Annotated in this window: 20 protein-coding genes and 1 pseudogene; 16 read left to right on the top strand and 5 right to left on the bottom strand. The window is 70.4% G+C overall.

Features of this window, described 5'->3' with window-relative positions:
- Nucleotides 1-14: 14 nt before the first annotated feature.
- The 9 genes from KZC50_RS14265 (at nucleotide 15) to dapF (ending at nucleotide 7852) form a co-directional block, all read left to right on the top strand.
- Nucleotides 15-323: a helix-turn-helix domain-containing protein gene (locus tag KZC50_RS14265; protein ID WP_053547550.1), complete on the top strand. Its 309-nt coding sequence runs from the start codon at nucleotides 15-17 to the stop codon at nucleotides 321-323.
- 15 nt (nucleotides 324-338) lie between these two features.
- The gene (locus KZC50_RS14260; RefSeq protein WP_310892104.1) at nucleotides 339-557 is read left to right on the top strand and encodes a DUF3046 domain-containing protein; all 219 of its coding nucleotides are present in this window, start codon (nucleotides 339-341) and stop codon (nucleotides 555-557) included.
- A 240-nt stretch (nucleotides 558-797) separates the two neighbouring features.
- Nucleotides 798-1847: a recombinase RecA gene (recA, locus tag KZC50_RS14255; RefSeq protein ID WP_053547548.1), complete on the top strand. Its 1050-nt coding sequence runs from the start codon at nucleotides 798-800 to the stop codon at nucleotides 1845-1847.
- A gap of 31 nt (nucleotides 1848-1878) precedes the next feature.
- A complete protein-coding gene (locus KZC50_RS14250) occupies nucleotides 1879-2553 on the top strand; it encodes a regulatory protein RecX (RefSeq protein ID WP_310892103.1) in 675 nt (224 codons plus the stop codon).
- Between the two features lie 61 nt (nucleotides 2554-2614).
- Nucleotides 2615-3541: an ABC transporter ATP-binding protein gene (locus KZC50_RS14245; protein ID WP_310892102.1), complete on the top strand. Its 927-nt coding sequence runs from the start codon at nucleotides 2615-2617 to the stop codon at nucleotides 3539-3541.
- Nucleotides 3538-4416, top strand: coding sequence for an ABC transporter permease (locus KZC50_RS14240; protein ID WP_301132732.1), 879 nt, complete (start codon nucleotides 3538-3540; stop codon nucleotides 4414-4416). The genes KZC50_RS14245 and KZC50_RS14240 overlap by 4 nt, the downstream gene beginning before the upstream one ends.
- 64 nt (nucleotides 4417-4480) lie before the next feature.
- Entirely contained in the window at nucleotides 4481-6022 is a 1542-nt protein-coding gene (miaB, locus tag KZC50_RS14235; protein WP_310892101.1) for a tRNA (N6-isopentenyl adenosine(37)-C2)-methylthiotransferase MiaB, read from the top strand.
- Nucleotides 6019-6969, top strand: coding sequence for a tRNA (adenosine(37)-N6)-dimethylallyltransferase MiaA (gene miaA, locus KZC50_RS14230; RefSeq protein WP_310892100.1), 951 nt, complete (start codon nucleotides 6019-6021; stop codon nucleotides 6967-6969). The genes miaB and miaA overlap by 4 nt, the downstream gene beginning before the upstream one ends.
- A gap of 10 nt (nucleotides 6970-6979) precedes the next feature.
- Nucleotides 6980-7852, top strand: a complete 873-nt coding sequence (gene dapF / locus KZC50_RS14225; RefSeq protein ID WP_301132736.1) for a diaminopimelate epimerase — start codon at nucleotides 6980-6982, stop codon at nucleotides 7850-7852.
- Between the two features lie 21 nt (nucleotides 7853-7873).
- On the opposite strand, the pseudogene KZC50_RS14220 reads toward dapF, so the two are convergent.
- Nucleotides 7874-8512 (bottom strand): annotated as a pseudogene (locus KZC50_RS14220) (class I SAM-dependent methyltransferase); the annotation flags it as partial.
- An 85-nt stretch (nucleotides 8513-8597) separates the two neighbouring features.
- On the opposite strand from KZC50_RS14220, the gene hflX reads away from it, so the two are divergent.
- Entirely contained in the window at nucleotides 8598-10118 is a 1521-nt protein-coding gene (hflX, locus tag KZC50_RS14215; protein WP_053547543.1) for a GTPase HflX, read from the top strand.
- On the opposite strand, the gene KZC50_RS14210 is transcribed toward hflX, so the two are convergent.
- From KZC50_RS14210 to lexA, 3 genes are all read right to left on the bottom strand, one after another.
- Nucleotides 10115-12076, bottom strand: a complete 1962-nt coding sequence (locus KZC50_RS14210; RefSeq protein WP_310892099.1) for a S9 family peptidase — start codon at nucleotides 12074-12076, stop codon at nucleotides 10115-10117. The genes hflX and KZC50_RS14210 overlap by 4 nt on opposite strands.
- Nucleotides 12077-12112: 36 nt before the next feature.
- A complete protein-coding gene (locus KZC50_RS14205; protein WP_310892098.1) occupies nucleotides 12113-13438 on the bottom strand; it encodes a hypothetical protein in 1326 nt (441 codons plus the stop codon).
- 71 nt (nucleotides 13439-13509) lie between these two features.
- Nucleotides 13510-14190: a transcriptional repressor LexA gene (gene lexA / locus KZC50_RS14200; protein ID WP_053547540.1), complete on the bottom strand. Its 681-nt coding sequence runs from the start codon at nucleotides 14188-14190 to the stop codon at nucleotides 13510-13512.
- A 277-nt stretch (nucleotides 14191-14467) separates the two neighbouring features.
- Here lexA and KZC50_RS14195 point away from each other — a divergent pair, with 277 nt between their 5' ends.
- The 6 genes from KZC50_RS14195 to KZC50_RS14170 are packed head-to-tail and all read left to right on the top strand — an operon-like array spanning nucleotide 14468 to nucleotide 18778.
- A complete protein-coding gene (locus tag KZC50_RS14195; RefSeq protein WP_310892097.1) occupies nucleotides 14468-14836 on the top strand; it encodes a LysM peptidoglycan-binding domain-containing protein in 369 nt (122 codons plus the stop codon).
- A gap of 28 nt (nucleotides 14837-14864) precedes the next feature.
- Nucleotides 14865-15959 carry a histidinol-phosphate transaminase gene (locus KZC50_RS14190; protein ID WP_310892096.1) on the top strand — a complete coding sequence of 365 codons (1095 nt, stop codon included), beginning with the start codon at nucleotides 14865-14867 and terminating at the stop codon, nucleotides 15957-15959.
- Complete coding sequence (gene hisB / locus KZC50_RS14185; RefSeq protein WP_053547537.1) at nucleotides 15956-16561, top strand: imidazoleglycerol-phosphate dehydratase HisB; 606 nt, start codon at nucleotides 15956-15958, stop codon at nucleotides 16559-16561. The genes KZC50_RS14190 and hisB overlap by 4 nt, the downstream gene beginning before the upstream one ends.
- The gene (hisH, locus tag KZC50_RS14180) at nucleotides 16558-17217 is read left to right on the top strand and encodes an imidazole glycerol phosphate synthase subunit HisH (protein WP_053547536.1); all 660 of its coding nucleotides are present in this window, start codon (nucleotides 16558-16560) and stop codon (nucleotides 17215-17217) included. The genes hisB and hisH overlap by 4 nt, the downstream gene beginning before the upstream one ends.
- A gap of 54 nt (nucleotides 17218-17271) precedes the next feature.
- Nucleotides 17272-18018 carry a bifunctional 1-(5-phosphoribosyl)-5-((5-phosphoribosylamino)methylideneamino)imidazole-4-carboxamide isomerase/phosphoribosylanthranilate isomerase PriA gene (gene priA, locus KZC50_RS14175; RefSeq protein ID WP_053547535.1) on the top strand — a complete coding sequence of 249 codons (747 nt, stop codon included), beginning with the start codon at nucleotides 17272-17274 and terminating at the stop codon, nucleotides 18016-18018.
- The gene (locus tag KZC50_RS14170; protein WP_301132750.1) at nucleotides 18002-18778 is read left to right on the top strand and encodes an SseB family protein; all 777 of its coding nucleotides are present in this window, start codon (nucleotides 18002-18004) and stop codon (nucleotides 18776-18778) included. Before priA ends, KZC50_RS14170 begins: the two co-directional genes overlap by 17 nt.
- A 6-nt stretch (nucleotides 18779-18784) precedes the next feature.
- Here KZC50_RS14170 and KZC50_RS14165 read toward each other — a convergent pair whose 3' ends face one another.
- Entirely contained in the window at nucleotides 18785-19171 is a 387-nt protein-coding gene (locus KZC50_RS14165) for a DUF1844 domain-containing protein (protein WP_053547533.1), read from the bottom strand.
- Nucleotides 19172-19205 lie beyond the last annotated feature (34 nt).

The following is a 19205-nucleotide window of genomic DNA, read 5'->3' as shown; positions in this document are numbered from 1 at the left end:
GGAGGGGGCCCGAAATGATCCTGGTACGTCAAGAGATCGGCGAAGTCCTTCGCGATCTCCGTCAGCAGAAGGGCCGCACCCTTCGTCAGGTCGCCAGCCGTGCGAGCGTCGCCCTCGGATACCTCAGCGAGGTCGAGCGCGGTCAGAAGGAAGCGTCCAGCGAGATCCTCGCCGCGGTTGCCGAAGCACTCGATGTGCCGATCTCGGCGATCATGCGTCAGGTGGGTGACCGCATCTCGGTGCTGGAGGGCATCCAGACCTTCCCCGACGTCGTTCCCGACGACCTCGTCGCCTCGGTGGACGCCGAACTCTCGCTCCGCTGAACCGAACGATCCTCCGTGCGTCGCAGCGAGTTCGATCGTGCGGTCGACGATGAATTCGGTCCGCAGGGTCGTGTCCTCGTCGATGACCTGATCCTCCCGCCGTGGCAGATGACCGCGCGGGAGGTCTTGAAGATCGGCGAGCCGCCGCGCGCGGTCTGGCTGGCGCTGTGCGCCGAGGCGGACGTTCCCGACGCGCGGCGTCACGGCGTGGGGCGACGCGAACCGAAGCGCTGAGATCGAACGCCGTTTCCCGGCGTGTCATCGAAGAAGTGTTCGACGTCGGCGTATGCTCCTCCACAGCGGGTGTCGTGGGACCGTCTGTCCACCGAACGAGCGGAGCCGGCGATGGATGTCGGAACCCCTCCCTAGCGTGTACAGCGTCGAAGGACACCCCCGCCTTGTCGCAGCATCCCTCCCGTCGGGAGGGGGCGCGACAGCCTACAGGCGACGGATCACCAGCAGAAGGAGCACGTCATGCCCTCACCCGTTGACCGCGAGAAGGCCCTCGAATCGGCCCTCGCCCAGATCGACCGGCAGTTCGGAAAGGGCTCGGTCATGCGGCTGGGCAGCGACGAGCGTGCTCCCGTGGAAGTGGTGCCGACCGGATCGATCGCGCTGGATGTCGCCCTCGGCATCGGCGGGCTCCCGCGCGGCCGCATCATCGAGATCTACGGCCCGGAATCCTCCGGAAAGACGACGCTGACCCTCCACGCGATCGCCAACGTCCAGCGCGCCGGCGGGATCGCCGCCTTCATCGACGCGGAGCACGCCCTCGACCCCGACTACGCCCAGAAGCTGGGCGTCGACATCGACGCGCTTCTCGTCTCCCAGCCCGACACCGGTGAGCAGGCTCTCGAGATCGCCGACATGCTCGTCCGATCGGGTGCGATCGACCTCGTCGTTATCGACTCCGTCGCGGCGCTCGTGCCGAAGGCCGAGATCGAAGGCGAGATGGGCGACTCGCACGTCGGTCTGCAGGCGCGACTGATGTCGCAGGCACTGCGGAAGCTGACCGGTGGTCTGAACCAGACGAACACCACGATGATCTTCATCAACCAGCTGCGCGAGAAGATCGGTGTCTTCTTCGGCTCTCCCGAGACGACCGCCGGTGGCAAGGCGCTGAAGTTCTACGCCTCCGTCCGCCTCGACATCCGTCGCATCGAGACGCTGAAGGACGGCACGGAGGCGGTGGGAAACCGCACTCGCGTGAAGGTCGTGAAGAACAAGATGGCGCCGCCCTTCAAGCAGGCGGAGTTCGACATCCTGTACGGCGTCGGGATCTCGCGCGAGGGCAGCCTGATCGATTTCGGCGTCGAACATGCGATCGTCAAGAAATCCGGTGCGTGGTACACGTACGACGGAGAACAGTTGGGGCAGGGCAAGGAGAACGCCCGCAACTTCCTCCTCAAGAACCCGGAGACGGCCGCCGACATCGAGACGAAGATCAAGGACAAGCTCGGAATCGGCGGAGCGCGGACGGACGGGCCGGTCTCCGACGAACTCGCCGCGCGTCGTCCCGCGTGACGCACGCCCACGTGACGGTCGCGAGGGTCCGATGACGGAACAACCTCACAGCGGTGCCGGGTCGGCGGCGGAACCCGCCGACCTCGCACCGGTGATCTCGCTCTTCGGACACCGCGAGCGGACCGCGGACGATGTCGCCTCCGCGCAGGAGACCCCATCGTGGCACCCTGCGTGGGTCGCCGATCCCCTCGAACGGGCGGAAGACGACGACGAAGCGGTGGAAGCCGCGGAGCGGGCGTTGATCAAGCGGCTCCGTGCGCGACAGCTCTCCTGCCGCGAGGCACGCGGGTTCCTGTCCGAACAGGAGATCGCGGGCGACGCGATCGACCGCATCATGGACGTGTGCGTCGCGCGCGGCTACCTCGACGACATGCGTCTGGCAGAGCAGATCCTGCACGTCGGGTTGGATCGCAAGAAGCAGGGCCGTCGCGCGATCAGCCAGGCGATGACCGCCCGTGGTCTCCCGCGCGACGTGGTCGACGAGGCGATGGCGGTCCTCGACGAGGACGACGAGCTCGAGCGCGCGCACGAGTTCGCACGCACGAAAGCGCGGTCGCTGCAGAACGTCGAACGGGACGCCGCGCTTCGCCGCCTCATGGGTCAGCTCGCGCGCCGCGGGTTCAGCGGGGCGGTCGTCGGCACCGCGGCACGCGTCGCACTGGACGAGCTCGCGTCACCGCAGAAGGTGCGTTTCCTGGAGAGCTGACCCGAAGGCGTCCGGTCTCCGCGGGGTGTGCCAGACTCGATCCGACCCGCGGGAGGGGTACATGGCGATTCGCGTCGAGCGGCTGAGCAAGAGCTACCGCGCTGTCCGCGCCGTCGACGACATCTCCTTCAGCGTCGGGGCGGGCGAGGTCTTCGCCTTCCTCGGCAGCAACGGAGCGGGGAAGTCGACGACCATCGCGTGTCTGACCACGCTGAAGCCCTTCGACAGCGGCTCCGTCGTCGTGGCGGGGCATGACGTGCGATCGGAGTCCCGACGCGCGCGTCAGGCGATCGGTGTGGTGTTCCAGTCGTCGATCCTGGACGCCGAGCTCACGGTGCGGGAGAACCTGACGCTTCGCGCGCGGCTCGCGCATCTGTCCCGTGCGAGCGCCCAGCAGCGCATCGCCGAGCTGTCCGCGCTCCTCGAACTCGAGGAGTTCCTCGATCGCCGATACGGCCGACTGTCCGGTGGGCAGAAGCGCCGTGCCGACATCGCCCGCGCGCTCCTGCACGAGCCGGAGATCCTCTTCCTGGACGAGCCGACGGCAGGCCTCGATCCCGCGAGCCGCACCTCGGTGTGGGCCACCATCCAGACCCTTCGTCGTCAGCGAGGGCTCACCGTGTTCCTCACCACCCACTACATGGAGGAGACCGAGGAGGCGGATCGCGTGTGCGTCATCGACCACGGTCGGATCGTCGCCGAGGGCACCCCGACCCAGCTGCGCGCGCTGCACAGCCGGAGTGTCCTGCGCATCACCTCGACGGCGCCGCGCCGACTCGCGGCGCTGGCGGGCGCCCGCGGTCTCGAGGTCGAGCAGGACGGCGATGTCAGCGTCCTCGCGGTACCGGGGGCGGCGGAGGCGATGGAGATCCTCCGCGCGCACGAGGGGGACGTCACCGACTTCGAGTTCCGTCACGGGCGGATGGACGACGTCTTCCTCGCCCTCACCGGCCGCTCGGGTACCGCTGACGGGGAGGACCGTTCGTGAGCATCGTCGGGGCCCTCGTCGGGCGGAACCTCCGGGTCTTCTTCCGGGACCGGATGAACGTCTTCTTCTCCCTCCTGAGCGGGCTGATCCTGTTCGTCCTGTACACCCTCTTCCTGGCCCGGCTGCAGACCGACGGCCTGGAACAGCAGTTCCCCCAGGCGACCCCCGAGGAGGTGACGGCCTTCATCAACACCTGGATGTTCGCCGGCATCATCCTCCTCACGACCATCACCACCGGGCTCGGCGCGCTATCCGCCCTCGTCGAGGACGGCCAGACCGGACGCTTCGGGGATTTCCTCGTCGCGCCGATCCGTCGCAGCGACATCGTGCTGGGTTATCTCCTCGCGGCGATCGCGGTGGCGCTGATCATGTCGTCGATCGTGCTCATCGTGAGCCTGCTGTATCTGGGACTGGTCGACGGCACCTGGCTGGGTCTCGAAGAGATCGGCGCTCTGGTCGCAGTGATGGTGCTGTGCTGCACGGCGTTCACCGCGCTGTCCGCCTTCGCGGCGTCGTTCGTCCGCAGCACGAGCGCGTTCTCCGCGCTGTCGACTGTGGTCGGAACGGCGATCGGCTTCATCGCGGGCGCGTACATTCCCGTGGGGTCCCTGCCGGCGTCCGTCGTGGACGTCATCAACGTGCTGCCGTTCTCACAGGCGGCGATGCTGCTGCGGCGGCCCTTCACCGAGGACTCCCTCGCCGTGCTCGCCGACGGCAACAGCACCGCCGGGGAGAGCCTGCGAGAGTTCTACGGGGTGGATCTCTTCGTCGGCGAGACGCAGCTGACCGTCGGCATCGCGATCGCCGTCCTCGTGGTCGTGGCGGTCGGATTCACGGCACTGGCGGCGGCGCGCATCCGCGCCGTCGTGCGCTGAGCCCACCCGCCGGCCGCGGCGCCTCGCGACGCCCTCAGCTGCGGATCGTAGAATATCGGCCATCATGTCTTCCCCTTCCTCCGCGCCGACCGTCATCGCGCCGTCGCCCGCGGCCCGCGCCGCAGACGGCCGCATCCGCACCTACGAAGTACGCACCTTCGGCTGTCAGATGAACGTCCATGATTCCGAGCGCCTGTCGGGTTCGCTCGAGAGCGCGGGCTACGTCCCTGCGGACGCCGGCAGCGAGGCCGACGTGATCGTGATCAACACCTGCGCGGTCCGCGACAACGCCGCCGGCAAGCTCTACGGAACGCTCGGGCACCTCAAGTCGCGCAAAGACAAGCACGAGGGGATGCAGATCGCCGTCGGCGGCTGCATGGCGCAGATGGACAAGGATGCCGTCCTCGACAAGGCTCCCTGGGTGGACGTCGTCTTCGGCACACACAACATGGGCTCTCTCCCCGGCCTGCTCGAGCGTGCGCGGCACAACCAGGCGGCGGAGCTGGAGATCCTCGAGGCTCTGGACGTGTTCCCCTCGACGCTTCCGACCAAGCGCGACTCCGTGCACAGCGGTTGGGTGTCGATCTCGGTGGGATGCAACAACACCTGCACGTTCTGCATCGTGCCGAGCCTGCGCGGCAAGGAGAAGGATCGGCGTCCGGGCGACATCCTGAATGAGATCCGTCTCCTCGTCGAGGACGGTGCGGTGGAGGTGACGCTGCTCGGGCAGAACGTCAACTCCTACGGAGTCGAGTTCGGCGACCGGCACGCCTTCGGGAAGCTGCTGCGGGCTGCGGGGGAGATCCCCGGACTCGAGCGAATCCGGTTCACCAGCCCGCACCCGGCGGCGTTCACCGACGACGTGATCGACGCGATGGCGGAGACCCCGTCGGTGATGCCGCAGCTGCACATGCCGCTGCAGTCGGGTAGCGACCGGATCCTCAAGGCCATGCGGCGCTCGTACCGCAGTGAGCGGTTCCTCGGCATCCTCGAGCGGGTGCGCGCGCGGATGCCGCACGCGGCGATCTCCACGGACATCATCGTCGGCTTCCCCGGCGAGACGGAGGAGGACTTCCAGGACACCCTGCGCGTCGTGGAGCAGGCGCGATTCGCCAGTGCCTTCACCTTCCAGTATTCGATCCGCGAGGGAACACCGGCGGCGACCATGCCGGACCAGGTCCCCAAGGAGGTCGTCCAGGAACGCTACGAGCGCCTCATCGCGCTGCAGGAGCGGATCTCGCTGGAGGAGAACCAGGCGCAGCTCGGGCGTGAGGTCGAGGTGCTCGTGTCCGCAGGCGAGGGGAAGAAGGATGCCGCGACCCGGCGTCTCACCGGCCGCGCCGAGGACAACCGGCTGGTGCACTTCGAGGTGCCGGAGGGCTCCGAGCTCCCGCGACCCGGCGACGCCGTGCGCGTGGTCATCACCCACGCCGCGCCCTTCCACCTCCTGGCGGACGCGCCTGTCGGCGGTTCCCTGCGGATCCGGCGGACGAGATCCGGCGACGCGTGGGACCGCACGCAGGCGGAGTCCTGCGGCGTGCCGGCGCCCGCCGGTGCTCCGCGCGCGGTGTCGCTCGGCCTTCCCCTGCGCCGCGTCGAGGGGTGATCGCCACCGGAGTGCCCGGAACGCGACTCTGGGTGGTCGTCGGAGCCACCGGGACGGGGAAGTCCGCCTTCTCCCTGGACCTCGCCGAAGCGCTCGCACGGACCGGCCCCGGGGCCGAGATCGTGAACGCCGACGCGATGCAGGTGTATCGCGGGATGGACATCGGCACGGCGAAGATCTCCGTCGACGCGCGGCGCGGCATCCCGCACCACCTCTTCGACGAGCTGGACGTGACCGAGGATGCCGCCGTGGCGTGGTACCAGCCGCGCGCGAGGCAGCTGATCTCGGAGATCTCCGCGCGAGGCCACGACGCGATCCTCGTCGGAGGGTCGGGTCTCTACGTCTCGAGCGTCATCCACGACTTCCGCTTTCCACCTCGCGACGACGCCGCGCGCGCACGATGGGAGGCGGAGCTCGATCGATCCGGTCCGGGCTCGCTGTATGCGCGCTTGCGAGATCGCGATCCGGACACGGCCGCGCGGATCGACCCGAAGAACGGACGACGGATCGTCCGTGCGCTGGAGATTCTGGACCAGGGTCAGGCGACCCACGGGGCGAGCCTGCCCGACGCGCCCACCCTGTGGCATGAGGACACGCGCCTCATTGGGCTGTCGAGTCCGAGGGATGAGCTCGTCGCGCGTCTCGACACGCGCGTCCAGCAGATGTGGCGGGACGGCCTCCTCGACGAGGTTCGGGCCCTCCGCGCACGCGGATGGGATCGAGGGACGACCGCCCGACGGGCGATCGGCTACGCGCAGGCCGCCGAGGAATTGGACGGACTGCTCACGCGCGACGAGGCGATCGCGCGGACCCAGGCGCTGACCCGTCGTTACGCCCGACGCCAGGTGTCATGGTTCCGGCGCTACGAGGGGCTGCGCTGGCAGGAGCAGGGGGTCGACGCATCCGTCCTCCTCGACGACTCCGGGGCTCACGGGTCGCCCGCCTAGACTGGTGCGCATGCCGCAGACCGTCCCGTTCACCAAAGGCCACGGCACGGGGAACGACTTCGTGATCGTCCCCGATCCGGACGGAGCGCTCCACCTCTCCGACGATCAGGTGGCGGTGCTGTGCGACCGACGATTCGGCATCGGCGGCGACGGCATCCTCCGCGTCGTTCGTGCCCGAAGCCTCGCTGAGGGCGAGGAAGCCGCCGCGGCGGGTGTCGAGTGGTTCATGGACTACCGCAACGCCGACGGCTCTGCGGCGGAGATGTGCGGCAACGGCATCCGCGTTTTCGCCCGTTATCTGGCGGACGTCGGATGGGCCGACCCGGATGCCGGTCCCGTGCGGATCGGCACGCGCGCCGGGATCAAGGCCGTCACGCGTCACGAGCGAGGGTTCGAGGTCGACCTCGGGCCGTGGCGCGTGGAGTCCGGAGACGTCCTCGTCCGCGTCCGTGGGGGCGGTGCACCCCGACCGGGTCTCGGGATCGACGTGGGCAACCCCCACGTCGTGGTGGCCCTCCCCGATGAGCGCGAACTCGAGGAGCTCGATCTCACGGCGGTGCCCCAGCTGCACCCGACGCCCCGCCACGGAGCCAACGTCGAGTTCGTCGTCCCCGGTGATCCGCTGGTCCGCGACGGGGTCGGGATGATCCGGATGCGGGTGTTCGAACGGGGAGTGGGAGAGACGCTCAGCTGCGGAACCGGCGTGGCCGCCTCAGCGCTCGCCGTGCGGCACTGGGCGGGCCCGGCAGCCCCGGACCGATGGAACGTGGAGGTTCCGGGCGGTTCCCTGGGCGTCCGGACCGTCGACCTGGACGGCACGCTTCACGTGCTCCTGTCGGGACCGGCCTCCCTGGTCTTCTCGGGGGAGATCTCGCTGGCCTGACTCATCTCGCCGGTCTGGCTCAGGGAGCGCGATGGGCTCCGTCGGCGGTGATCCGTGACGGCGCACGCGCAGCACTCGGAAACCCCGGCTCGTCGCGGCGCGGTGCACGCTGTAGCCGCGCTCGAACGTCGCTGCCAACCAGCGTTGCAGGGAGTCGGAGCCGAGGTTCCGCTGCACCACCAGCCAGGCGTCGGATCGCTCGTCCAAACGCGGGATCCACTTCTCCAGCAGACCGTGCAGCTCGTTCTTCCCGACGCGGATCGGGGGATTCGAGCGGATCGATCGGAACACGATGTCGTCGGGAACATCCTCGGGTCGCACGGCGTTGACGTGGGGGAGTCCGAGGCTCTCCGCATTGCGACGAACCAGATCCAGGGCGCGCTCGTTCACATCGACAGCCCAGATCGTCGCGTGCGGCGACGCCATCGCAAGGGACAGCGATATCGGCCCCCACCCGGAGCCGATGTCGAGCAGGTGTCCCCCCGCGGGGGGAGGGGGCGTGTTCGCCAGGAGCACCGCGGTGCCCGAGTCGACGTGATCGGGGCTGAACACGCCGCCGGCGGTCATGACCTCGACCTCCCGTCCCTGGAGTACCACGCGGATACGCCGCAGGTTCTCCGGACTGGCGGGGGAAGCACTGAAGTAGTGGTCGCTTCCCATGGCTCACGAGCGTAGCGGAGGACGCCGCCTGCGCGGGAGGCTAGAATTCACGGATGCCCGGGCCCCGGCATCCCGGAAGGAACTGATGACGCACCACACCACACCGCCCACCGCCGACGAGCAGCCGGTGGACCCGGTGGATCGCGTGCTGTCGCACGCCGACACCGGATCCGGTGCGCGCGTGTTCGGGAACGCACAGGCGCTCCAGGACGCGTCCACCGCGTACGGTGCGGACAGCGACGGCGATCAGTGGGATCGTGAGGAGCGCGCCGCCCTCCGGCGCGTCCCCGGGCTGTCGACCGAGCTCGAGGACGTCACCGAGGTCGAGTACCGCCAGCTGCGTCTGGAGAACGTCGTCCTGGTGGGTGTGCATCCGCAGGGCGCGACCGAGGACGCCGAGAACTCGCTGCGCGAGCTCGCCGCGTTGGCCGAGACGGCCGGTGCCGTGGTGCTCGACGGCGTGCTGCAGCGGCGGCCGCACCCCGACCCGGCGACGTACGTGGGGCGGGGCAAGGCGGAGGAGCTCCGTGACATCGTCGCCGCCGTCGGCGCCGACACCGTGATCGCCGACACCGAACTCGCCCCGAGCCAGCGGCGTGCCCTCGAGGACGTGGTGAAGGTGAAGGTCATCGACCGCACCACGGTCATCCTCGACATCTTCAGCCAGCACGCCAAGAGTCGCGAGGGCAAAGCCCAGGTCGAGCTCGCCCAGCTGGAGTACCTCCTCCCGCGTCTGCGCGGGTGGGGCGACTCGATGTCACGCCAGGCGGGCGGCCAGGTCGGCGCCGGTGGTGCCGGCATGGGCTCCCGCGGTCCGGGTGAGACGAAGATCGAGCTCGACCGTCGTCGTATCCGCACCCGCATGGCGCAGCTGCGTCGTCAGATCCGCGACTTCGCGCCGGCGCGGGACGCCAAACGCGCGGAGCGCAGGCGCAACACGATTCCGTCGGTCGCGATCGCGGGGTACACCAACGCGGGCAAATCCAGCCTTCTGAACCGGCTCACCAGCGCGGGCGTGCTGGTGGAGAACGCCCTGTTCGCGACGCTCGACGCGACGGTCCGCCGCGCCGAGGCCGAGGACGGTCGGGTGTACACGCTCACGGACACGGTCGGATTCGTGCGGAACCTGCCTCACCAGCTCGTCGAAGCCTTCCGTTCCACGCTCGAAGAGGTGGGACAGGCCGACGTCATCGTCCACGTGGTGGACGGCGCCCATCCCGACCCGGCGGCGCAGCTGGCGACCGTCCGCGATGTGATCGGCGATGTCGGCGCGCGGGATCTTCCCGAGATCGTGGTGTTCAACAAGGCCGATCTCCTGGACGACGACGCGCGTCTCCTGCTGCGCGGGCTGCAGCCGGACGCCGTCTTCGCTTCTTCCCGCACCGGCGAGGGCGTTGCGGAGCTTCGGGCGACGATCGAGGCGGCGCTTCCGCTCCCCGCTGTCGAGGTGCACGCGCTCGTGCCCTACGACCGCGGAGAGCTGGTGTCGGCGATCCACGAGCACGGCATGATCCTCGCCGAAGAGCACGAGGAGGAGGGCACCGCGGTGCATGCGCGGGTCGGTGAGCACCTGGCGGCACGCCTGGCGCCGTTCCTCCGGAACTAGTCCAGCGTCAGCGGCGGGATTCCCGGAGGAGTGAAGCCGAAGACCAGCCCGAGGAAGGCGAGCTCCGCCTCGAGGGCGCGCTCGATGGTCTCCGCCCGGCGGAATCCGTGCCCCTCACCGTCGAAGAGCAGATAGGCGTGGGGCACGCCCGCCGCGGTGAGGGCGTCGCGGACGGCTTCGGACTGCGACGGCGGGACGACGGCATCCTCCGAACCCTGCTCGATCAGGAGCGGCGTGCGGAAGTCCTCCGGTCGCGTGAGCGGGGACAGCTCGACGTAGCGCGCCTCGGCCTCGGGGAGCGGCCCGACGAGCCCGTCGAGGTAGCGGGACTCGAAGTCCTCGGTCTCCGCGGCGAGGAGGCGCAGATCCGCGACGCCGTAGCGGCTGATCCCGGCGGCGAAGACATCGGTGCCGGTGACCGCGCGGAGCACGGTCCAGCCGCCGGCCGACCCGCCCGCGATGGCCACGCGGTCCGGGTCTAGCCGCCCCTCCGCGGCCAGCGCGCTGACCACCGCGACGATGTCGTCGACGTCGACGATGCCCCAGGCGCCGCGGAGCCGCTCGCGGTAGGGGCGGCCGTAGCCCGTGGAGCCGCCGTAGTTGACGTCGAGTACACCGATGCCTCGGCTGGTGAGATAGGCGATCTTGCCGGATGCTGCGCCGCCGACGTGCGCGGTCGGACCGCCGTGGACGAACACGACGTACGGCGAAGCCGTGCTCGCGTCCGCGCGGTCGCGCGCCGGAACCGGGACGTCGGGGTTGGTCGGAGGGAAGTCGAAGGCGTGGACGGGGCCGTGCGGTCCGTTCACCGTGACCTCGCGGGCGGTGGGGGTGAACGCCGCCGGCCAGGGCGGAACGTCGCCGGCGATCCGGACCACGTCTTCGGGCTTGTCGACGTCGACGTCCACGAGCCGGAGCGCCGGCATGCCGTGGGCCGTCGTGCCGCTGACGAGCACCCGCGCTCCCGCGGCGTCCTCGATCGCCGCGGTCGCGATGACATCCACCGGAAGGCGCCGTGCACCCCCGTCCGGCGAGAGGAGGACGATCTCGTCGCTCCCGCGGGTGCGCACCGCGACGATCCGGCCGTCGTCGAGAGGGCGGAACCAGCGCGTGCCGAGGACCCAGAGCGGACCCCCGGTGTCGGCGTCGGCCGGGGCGACGGAGGTGCGGGTCCCGGTGCGGAGATCGTGACGCCAGAGGTTCCACCGTCCGTCGGGATCGTCGGAGTAGAGGAGTGTGTCGTCGTCGAGCCAGACCGGTTGCACCGGCGAGGACCCGCCTCCGGCGATCGCGCGCCCCTCGTTCCCGGGTATGCGGATCTCCGCGACCCGCACCTCCGCCCGGTCCCAGGGCATGTCGGGGTGGTTCCAGGCGATCCAGGCGATCCGCCCGCCGTCGGGGGAGAGTGCCGGGTGGGCGACGAAATCGCTTCCGGTGGCCAGGACAGTCGGCGGGGTGCCGGCATCGCCGTTCCAGGGGATCTCCACGATGTCGCGCCGCACGGGTGCGCCGAGGGTCTCGCGGACGGCGAGGAGCCGCCCGCTTTGAACGCTCAGGCCTCCGAAGCGGACGTCCGGGTCCTCCGCGGTGAGGGCGGTCGGCGCCGAGCCGGGAGCGAGGGCGTAGACCCGCTGGTCGGTCTTCTCCACGAACACCAGGAGGTCCTCGTGCGCCGCCCACGCGCCCCCGCCGTACTCATGGACGCGCGAGCGGGCGTTCCAGGGCGTGGGCAGGAGTGTCCGGACATCGCCGTCCGCGCTGCGTGCCCGGACGGCGATGCGGCCGCCCTCGTCGGGAAGCGATTCACCCCACCAGATCTCGTCGCGCGCCGGCCCGGCGAAGCATGCGCCCTCGAGGCGAGGCGACGAACGGGCGACCGATCGCGCGTCCAGGGGTGACGGCCATGCGCCCCAGGCGGGGGCGGACGCGGGAGCGTTGTGTTCCGAGGGGGTGGTCACCCCCTCCACGCTAGAGCGAAACCGTCGGAAGCGCCGCTACCGGGCTGTTTCGACCTCGGCCTGTCGGATCTGCAGGACCTCGAGGATGAGCGCGACGCCGAGGGTCGTCAGGATCACGGCGACGATGTCGCCGATGCTGAGGGGGCGCAGCGCGAACAGCCACAGGACGGCGCCCGCGGCCAGGAGCACGCGGACGAGGACGCGACGTGTCCCGAGCCAGCGGCCGAAGCGACCGGTGTCCACCCCCCACACGGCGACGCGGGCGCGCGCGGCCGCGCCGGCGCGTCCGCCGGCGGCGCGCAGAGCGCGAGCGGGACGGGAGCGGCCGAGCATCCACCCGGCGACGGCGACGAGGACGCCGAGGAGCGCGAGGACGGCGGCGGAGTGCGCCATCGCCCCGACCATCTGTGCGTAGATCACTTCCAGCGCCGACGGCGAGAGGCCGGCGTCCTGCGCGACCGCGCCGACCCCGGCGCCGCCGACGGCGAACCCGGCCGCGAGTGAACCGGCGCCGAGTGCCAACGCCACGCCGGTTCCGAGGACGGCGACACTGCGGCGCCGGGCGAGGAGGATGCCGAGGCCGAAGAGCGCGAGCGTCACGACGGGGAGCCACCACCCGCCCACGGCGGCGGCGGCATAGCCGGTGCGCAAGAGCGCCAGGTTCTGCCCGTCTCCGAGGATGATCACCCGGTCGACGGCCGGGATGAGGGTCGCGACGCCGATCCCGCGATCCTGCAGGTTCCCCTTGACCCGTTCGACGACGGCTCCCAGCTGGATGCCGACCCCGTCGTCGGTGCGGACGACCAGACCGCCCCCGTCGGAGGTGGCCGCCGCGGTCAACGCGCGATGGGCCGCTCGCGTCGTCGTCGCCCAGACATCGGTGAAGGCGTCGGAGGCCACCACGCGGGTGACCGTGGTCTGCACGAGGCTCTCGAGTCCGGCCGCTGCCGGCCGCTGGAGCAGCTCCAGGGCGGATGCCGCACGCGGGGGGAGGCCGAGATCGGTGACGGCCGAGAACACCTCGGCCGTGAGGGCGTCGAAGTCGACCTGGTCGGTGATCGCCTCCATCGTCTCGTCGACGATGAGCGCCTGCACGGACGGGTCGGTCGACAGCGGCGCGAGCGTCGACACGAACGCGTCCTCGTCGACGAGCTGGACGCGGGTCCAGGCGGACACGATCGACACGGGGACGAGGACAGCCGCGATGATGATGCACACCGCGGAGGCGAGGCTGCGGATCCGACCCCGGCCGGATCGCGGTGCGGGCTCGTCATCCTGGCGGACGGACAGTCGGGCGTTCTCCGCTTCCAGCTCGCGGATGCGCGCCTCGAGCGCGGCGTGATCGGAGGACTCCATGGTCATGGGGCCATCATGGTGCACCCGCCGCGGTCGGCGTCGGAGGATCACCCCCGGCGGGTGAGCCCCCCGGGGAGTCAGACGCTGCGGAGGACGGCGACGACTTTGCCGAGGACGACGGCGTCGTCGCCGAGGATGGGTTCGAAGGCCGAGTTGCGCGGAAGCAGCCACGTATGGCCGTCCCTCTGACGGAAGGTCTTCACGGTCGCTTCGCCGTCGAGCATCGCGGCGACGATGTCGCCGTTGTCGGCGCTCGGCTGAGAACGCACGACGACCCAGTCGCCGTCGCAGATGGCGGCGTCGATCATCGACTCCCCGGTGACCTTGAGCATGAACAGGTCGCCCTTGCCGACGAGCTGTCGGGGCAGGGGGAAGATCTCGTCGATCTGCTGGTCGGCGGTGATGGGGACGCCGGCTGCGATGCGCCCCACCAGCGGCACGAGGGCGGCGTCGCCGACCGTGGGGGAGGCGTCCACGGGGCTCTCGGTGGCCGTGCCGGGCAGATCGATGAGCACCTCCATCGCGCGGGTCTTGCCGGCGTCGCGCCGGAGGTATCCGCTGAGTTCGAGCTGGTTGAGCTGGTGCGTGACGCTGGACAGCGACTTCAGCCCTACCGCATCGCCGATCTCGCGCATGCTCGGCGGGTATCCGTGGCGGGCGATCGACCGCTGGATGACTTCCAGGATCGCCAGCTGCTTCTCGCTCAGGCTCTTGCGGCGCCGGGTGTGCGGCTTCTGAGATCCGGTGACGTCGCTCATCTCGGCTCCTGTCTCGCCCTGTGTCGCAGAGCGGTCTTCGAATGTCGGAGGTCCGTGGTGTGGTTCCGCTATCGAAACCGTATCCGCACCTTCGGACCATCGCCGGGATCGGAGGGGCGTGTCGCTTTCGACAGTGTCGGTCCGATCCCGGCATTTGACATCCACCATAGTCGAAGATAGCTTCGGAAGAGAAGTTCGCGTGCGGCTCCTCTGGCCGGGGGTCGCATGCGAACTCCCGAACAGAGAACGGCTCCGACCGATCTCAGAGGAGAAGAACATGACCACCATCGACACCACCTGGTACCCCCGTCCGATCGCCCCGCGGACGCGGCTTCGATTGACAACGCGGGGGCGCCGCGCGCTGGCGTTCGTGGTGGCGCTGCCGGTGTCCGTCGCCATGGTGCTCGCGGTGATCAGCGGCGGCAGCGCTCTGGCGGGACGCGAGGGGGGCGCGCCGGAGGGCACGTTCTCGGCGGTCGTCGTCGCGCCGGGGGATTCGCTCTGGTCCATCGCTGAGCGGGTCGCGCCGGGCGCGGATCCGCGCGACGTGGTCGATGCCATCGTGCGGCTCAACGCCCTCGACGGCGCCGGTCTGCAGGCGGGTCAGAGCCTCGCGATCCCGACGGACTACGCGCCCGGTCGGTGATCGGCCCGGGCGGGCGGGGCGCCCTACGATGGGAGGGGTGACCACCCGCTTGGAAGACCTTCCCCTGCGCGATGACCTCCGGGGGATGACACCGTACGGCGCGCCTCAGGCCGCCCTCCCCGTCGCGCTCAACGTCAACGAGAACACCCACCCGGTTCCGGAAGAGGTCGCCGACGACATCCTCGACGCGGTGGCGCTCGCGCTCCGCGAGGTCAATCGGTACCCGGACCGTGAGTTCACCGGTCTGCGCGAGGGGTTCGCGCAGTACCTCGGCCACGGCCTCGAAGCGGCCAACATCTGGGCCGCGAACGGGTCGAACGAGGTTCTCCAACACATGCTTCAGGCGTTCGGCGGGCCGGGTCGGCGCGCGTTCGGGTTCGCCCCCACCTACTCGATGTATCCGATCCTCACGCGCGCGACGGGCGCGGAATGGGTCGCCGGCAGACGTCGCGAGGACTTCACCGTCGATCCGGAGGATGCCGCTCGGCAGGTCGCCGACGCCGGGGCGGACGTCGTCTTCCTCTGCGCGCCGAACAACCCCACCGGCACGCCGATGGGCCTGGACGCCATCCGCGCGGTGTACGACGCCACGGACGGCGTCGTCATCGTCGACGAGGCCTATCAGGAGTTCGCCCCGCGGGAAGAGCCGTCCGCACTCACGCTGCTCCCCGGCCGCGAGCGGCTCGTGGTCTCGCGCACGATGAGCAAGGCCTTCGCCTTCGCGGGCGCGCGGGTCGGATATCTCGCGGCGGATCCCGCCGTCGTCGACGCGTTGCGCCTGGTGCGCCTTCCATACCACCTCAGCGCGCTCACGCAGGCGGCGGCGACCGCCGCGCTGCAGCACGCCCCGACCATGCTCCGGATGGTCGACGACATCGTCGCCCAGCGCGACCGCATCTCAGCGACGCTGCAGGCACTGGGATACCGCCCCTACGAATCCTGGACCAACTTCGTGCTCTTCGGCGGTGTCGACGATCCCCGCGCCGTCTGGGACGGGCTCTACGAGCGCGGCGTCCTCATCCGGGACGTCGGGATCCCGCACCACCTTCGTGTGACGGCGGGGACCGAGGAGGAGACGACGGCGTTCCTCGACGCGTTGGCCTCGGTAGGATCGGGCGCATGAGCGCCGCCCGTACCGCCTCCCTCTCGCGTGCGACCAGTGAGTCACGCGTCGAACTGGAGCTCGACCTCGACGGCACCGGCCGCAGCCGCATCCAGACGACCGTGCCGTTCTTCGACCACATGCTCACCGCGTTCGCGAAGCACTCCCTGACCGACCTCACGGTCCGCGCCGAGGGCGACACCGACATCGACGCGCACCACACGGTCGAGGACGTGTCGATCGTGCTGGGGCAGGCGATCCGCGAGGCGCTCGGCGACAAGTCCGGGATCGCGCGGTACGGTGATGCGCTCGTGCCGCTCGACGAGGCGCTCGCGCAGGCGGTCGTCGACATCAGCGGCCGACCCTACCTGGTCCACTCGGGCGAGCCCGTCGGATTCGAGCACCACCTCATCGGCGGGCACTTCACCGGCTCCCTCGTCCGGCACAGCTTCGAAGCGATCAGCGTCCACGCCGCCCTGACCGTCCACGTGCGCGTCCTCGGCGGCCGCGACCCCCATCACATCGCCGAGGCCGAGTACAAGGCCTTCGCGCGGGCGTTCCGCCAGGCGAAGGCCTTGGATCCTCTCGTCGAGGGCATCCCGAGCACGAAGGGTGCTCTGTGACAGAGGCGCCTCCCCGCCCGACCGTCGCCGTCCTGGACTACGGGTCGGGCAACGTCCACTCCGCCGTCAAGGCGCTGATCGCGGCAGGCGCCGATGCGCGGCTCACCTCGGATGCCGGGTTCGTCCGGGACGCGGACGGGCTCGTGGTGCCGGGCGTCGGGGCCTTCCACGCGGTGATGGCGGCGCTGCGCGCCCAGCGCGGAGACCAGCTCATCGAGCGCCGTCTCGCCGGGGGACGCCCGGTGCTCGGCATCTGTGTCGGGATGCAGGTCATGTTCGATCTCGGCGTGGAGCGGGGGAACGACACGGAGGGTCTGGGCGAATGGCCCGGGACCGTCACGCAGCTCGACGCGCCCGTCCTGCCGCACATGGGGTGGAACACCGTCACTCCGGGTGAGGGAACGGTGTTGTTCCGCGGCCTCGAGCAGGAGCGCTTCTACTTCGTGCACTCGTTCGCCGCTCAGAGCTGGCCCATGGTCCGCCAGGACCCTTTCCGCGAGCCCGTCCTCACGTGGAGCACCTACGGCTCCTCGTTCCTCGCCGCGGTCGAGAACGGTCCGCTGTCGGCCACTCAGTTCCACCCGGAGAAGTCGGGGGAGGCGGGCATCCGGCTGCTGTCCAATTGGATCGGCGGCCTCGCCGGGGCTACTCTCTGAGATCGTGCCCCGCAGCGGGTCCGTTCCCGCCCCACCCGTCACGCACGAGGAACCATGAACGATTTCGCGTCCACGCCCACGCTGACCCTTCTGCCCGCCGTCGACGTCGCCGATGGCAAGGCCGTCCGGCTGACCCAGGGGGAGGCCGGCACCGAGACCAGCTACGGCGACCCCATCGACGCCGCACACGAGTGGGCCCGCCAGGGTGCGCAGTGGATCCACCTCGTCGACCTCGACGCGGCGTTCGGCCGCGGCAACAACGCCTCCATCCTCCGCAAGGTGATCAAGTCCGTGCGCGGCGTCCAGGTCGAATTGTCCGGCGGCATCCGTGACGATCGCACGCTGGAGGCGGCGCTGGAGAGCGGTGCCGCCCGCATCAACCTCGGCACGGCCGCGCTCGAGAACCCGGAGTGGGCCGCGGATGTCATCGGACGCTACGGAGACGTCATCGCCGTCGGCCTCGACGTGCGCGGCACGACCCTCGCCGCACGCGGGTGGACCCGTGAAGGCGGAGACCTGTGGACCGTCCTGGACCGGCTCGAAGACGCCGGATGCAGTCGGTACGTCGTCACCGATGTGACCAAGGACGGCACCCTGCAGGGGCCGAACCTCGAGCTCCTGCGCGAACTCACCGCGCGCACCCCGAAGCCGGTCGTCGCCTCCGGCGGCGTGTCGAACCTCGATGACATCGCCGCCCTCCGCGAGCTCGTGCCGCTGGGCGTCGAGGGGGCCATCGTCGGCAAAGCGCTGTACGCCGGGGCGTTCACGCTGGCGGAGGCCCTGGATGTCGCCGGGCGCTGACGGAGCACATCCCGCCGATTCGGCGGGCGTCCCCTGGGAGGGGCGGGAGTTCCGTGCGAACCCGCACGCGGCTGACGACGGCTCGGCAGATCCTGCGCTCCTCGACGCCCTGCGCCGCTTCCACGCGGGGGAGGGCTCACCCGTCGAGGTGATCCGGGCCTACCGCGCCGCGCGCCTGCTCATCCCGCTCGTGGCGGAGAAGGGCGACGAGGGGATCGGTCCGCACGGACTGGCCGTCGACAAGACCCAGGAGCTGTCGATCGTGACGGTCGCGGCTCCCGATGGTCGACGCGTCCTCCCGGTGTTCTCGAGCGTCGCGGCGATGCAGAAGTGGGACGCCTCCGCACGGCCGGTGCCGGCGGACGGAGTGCGGACGGCACTGGCCGCCGTGCAGGACGGAACCGATCTGATCGTGCTGGATCCGACCTCGCCCACCGAGTTCGTCGTGCGGCGCCCGGCGGTCTGGGCCATCGCCCGCGGCGAGGAATGGGAACCGAGCTACGCGTCCCCGGAGGTCTTCTCCGGTCTTCAGGAGAGTGTCGGCGGAGAGCTGGCGGTCCTCGACCTCTCTGTCGCCCCGGGTGACCCGGCCGGAACCCTGCGCGGACCGGAGCTGGTCGTCCGACTGGAGCTCATCGCCGGCCTGGACAGTGCCGAGCTCGACACGGTCCTGAAGAGGCTCGCCGCACGCTGGGCGGCCGATGACCGGATCGCGACCCTCGTGGATTCGCTCTCCGTCGCGCTCGTCCGTGGCGCCTGAGACCGGTCAGGTGACGGGGCCGGTCCACTTCTCGCCGGGGCCCTTGCCGATCGGGTCCGGAATCGCGGAGGCTTCGCGGAAGGCCAGCTGAAGCGAACGCAGGCCGTCGCGCAGCGAGCGGGCGTGCATGTCGCTGATCTCCGGAGCGCCCGCGGTGATCAAGCCCGCCAGGGCGTTGATGAGTTTGCGCGCTTCGTCGAGGTCGATCTGCTGCGCGGGGTCGTCGGCGAGGCCGACCTTCACGGCGGCGGCGCTCATCAGGTGGACGGATGTCGTCGTGATCACCTCGACGGCGGGGACATCGGCGATGTCGCGCGTGGCGGAGGCGGCGTGACGCTCCTGCTCCTCCCACTGCGCGTGTCGGTCGTCGGCGGGGCTCGGAATCGTGGTCACGTCATTCTCTCTGCTAGACTTCAGCGGGCTCCGG

Source organism: Microbacterium aurantiacum (assembly GCF_031625015.1).
GTDB lineage: Bacteria > Actinomycetota > Actinomycetes > Actinomycetales > Microbacteriaceae > Microbacterium > Microbacterium aurantiacum.
The sequence above is the reverse complement of the archived record's forward strand: the minus strand, read 5'-3'. Positions and strand labels throughout refer to the sequence as shown.

Excerpts from the sequence above, each read along its gene's own strand:
- KZC50_RS14265 (WP_053547550.1), top strand. The coding sequence starts at position 15 with ATGATCCTGGTACGTCAAGAGATCGGCGAAGTCCTTCGCGATCTCCGT.
- recA (WP_053547548.1), top strand. The coding sequence starts at position 798 with ATGCCCTCACCCGTTGACCGCGAGAAGGCCCTCGAATCGGCCCTCGCC.
- KZC50_RS14250 (WP_310892103.1), top strand. The coding sequence starts at position 1,879 with ATGACGGAACAACCTCACAGCGGTGCCGGGTCGGCGGCGGAACCCGCC.
- KZC50_RS14245 (WP_310892102.1), top strand. The coding sequence starts at position 2,615 with ATGGCGATTCGCGTCGAGCGGCTGAGCAAGAGCTACCGCGCTGTCCGC.
- miaB (WP_310892101.1), top strand. The coding sequence starts at position 4,481 with ATGTCTTCCCCTTCCTCCGCGCCGACCGTCATCGCGCCGTCGCCCGCG.
- dapF (WP_301132736.1), top strand. The coding sequence starts at position 6,980 with ATGCCGCAGACCGTCCCGTTCACCAAAGGCCACGGCACGGGGAACGAC.
- hflX (WP_053547543.1), top strand. The coding sequence starts at position 8,598 with ATGACGCACCACACCACACCGCCCACCGCCGACGAGCAGCCGGTGGAC.
- KZC50_RS14205 (WP_310892098.1), bottom strand. The coding sequence starts at position 13,438 with ATGACCATGGAGTCCTCCGATCACGCCGCGCTCGAGGCGCGCATCCGC.
- lexA (WP_053547540.1), bottom strand. The coding sequence starts at position 14,190 with ATGAGCGACGTCACCGGATCTCAGAAGCCGCACACCCGGCGCCGCAAG.
- KZC50_RS14195 (WP_310892097.1), top strand. The coding sequence starts at position 14,468 with ATGACCACCATCGACACCACCTGGTACCCCCGTCCGATCGCCCCGCGG.
- KZC50_RS14190 (WP_310892096.1), top strand. The coding sequence starts at position 14,865 with ATGGGAGGGGTGACCACCCGCTTGGAAGACCTTCCCCTGCGCGATGAC.
- hisB (WP_053547537.1), top strand. The coding sequence starts at position 15,956 with ATGAGCGCCGCCCGTACCGCCTCCCTCTCGCGTGCGACCAGTGAGTCA.
- priA (WP_053547535.1), top strand. The coding sequence starts at position 17,272 with ATGAACGATTTCGCGTCCACGCCCACGCTGACCCTTCTGCCCGCCGTC.
- KZC50_RS14170 (WP_301132750.1), top strand. The coding sequence starts at position 18,002 with ATGTCGCCGGGCGCTGACGGAGCACATCCCGCCGATTCGGCGGGCGTC.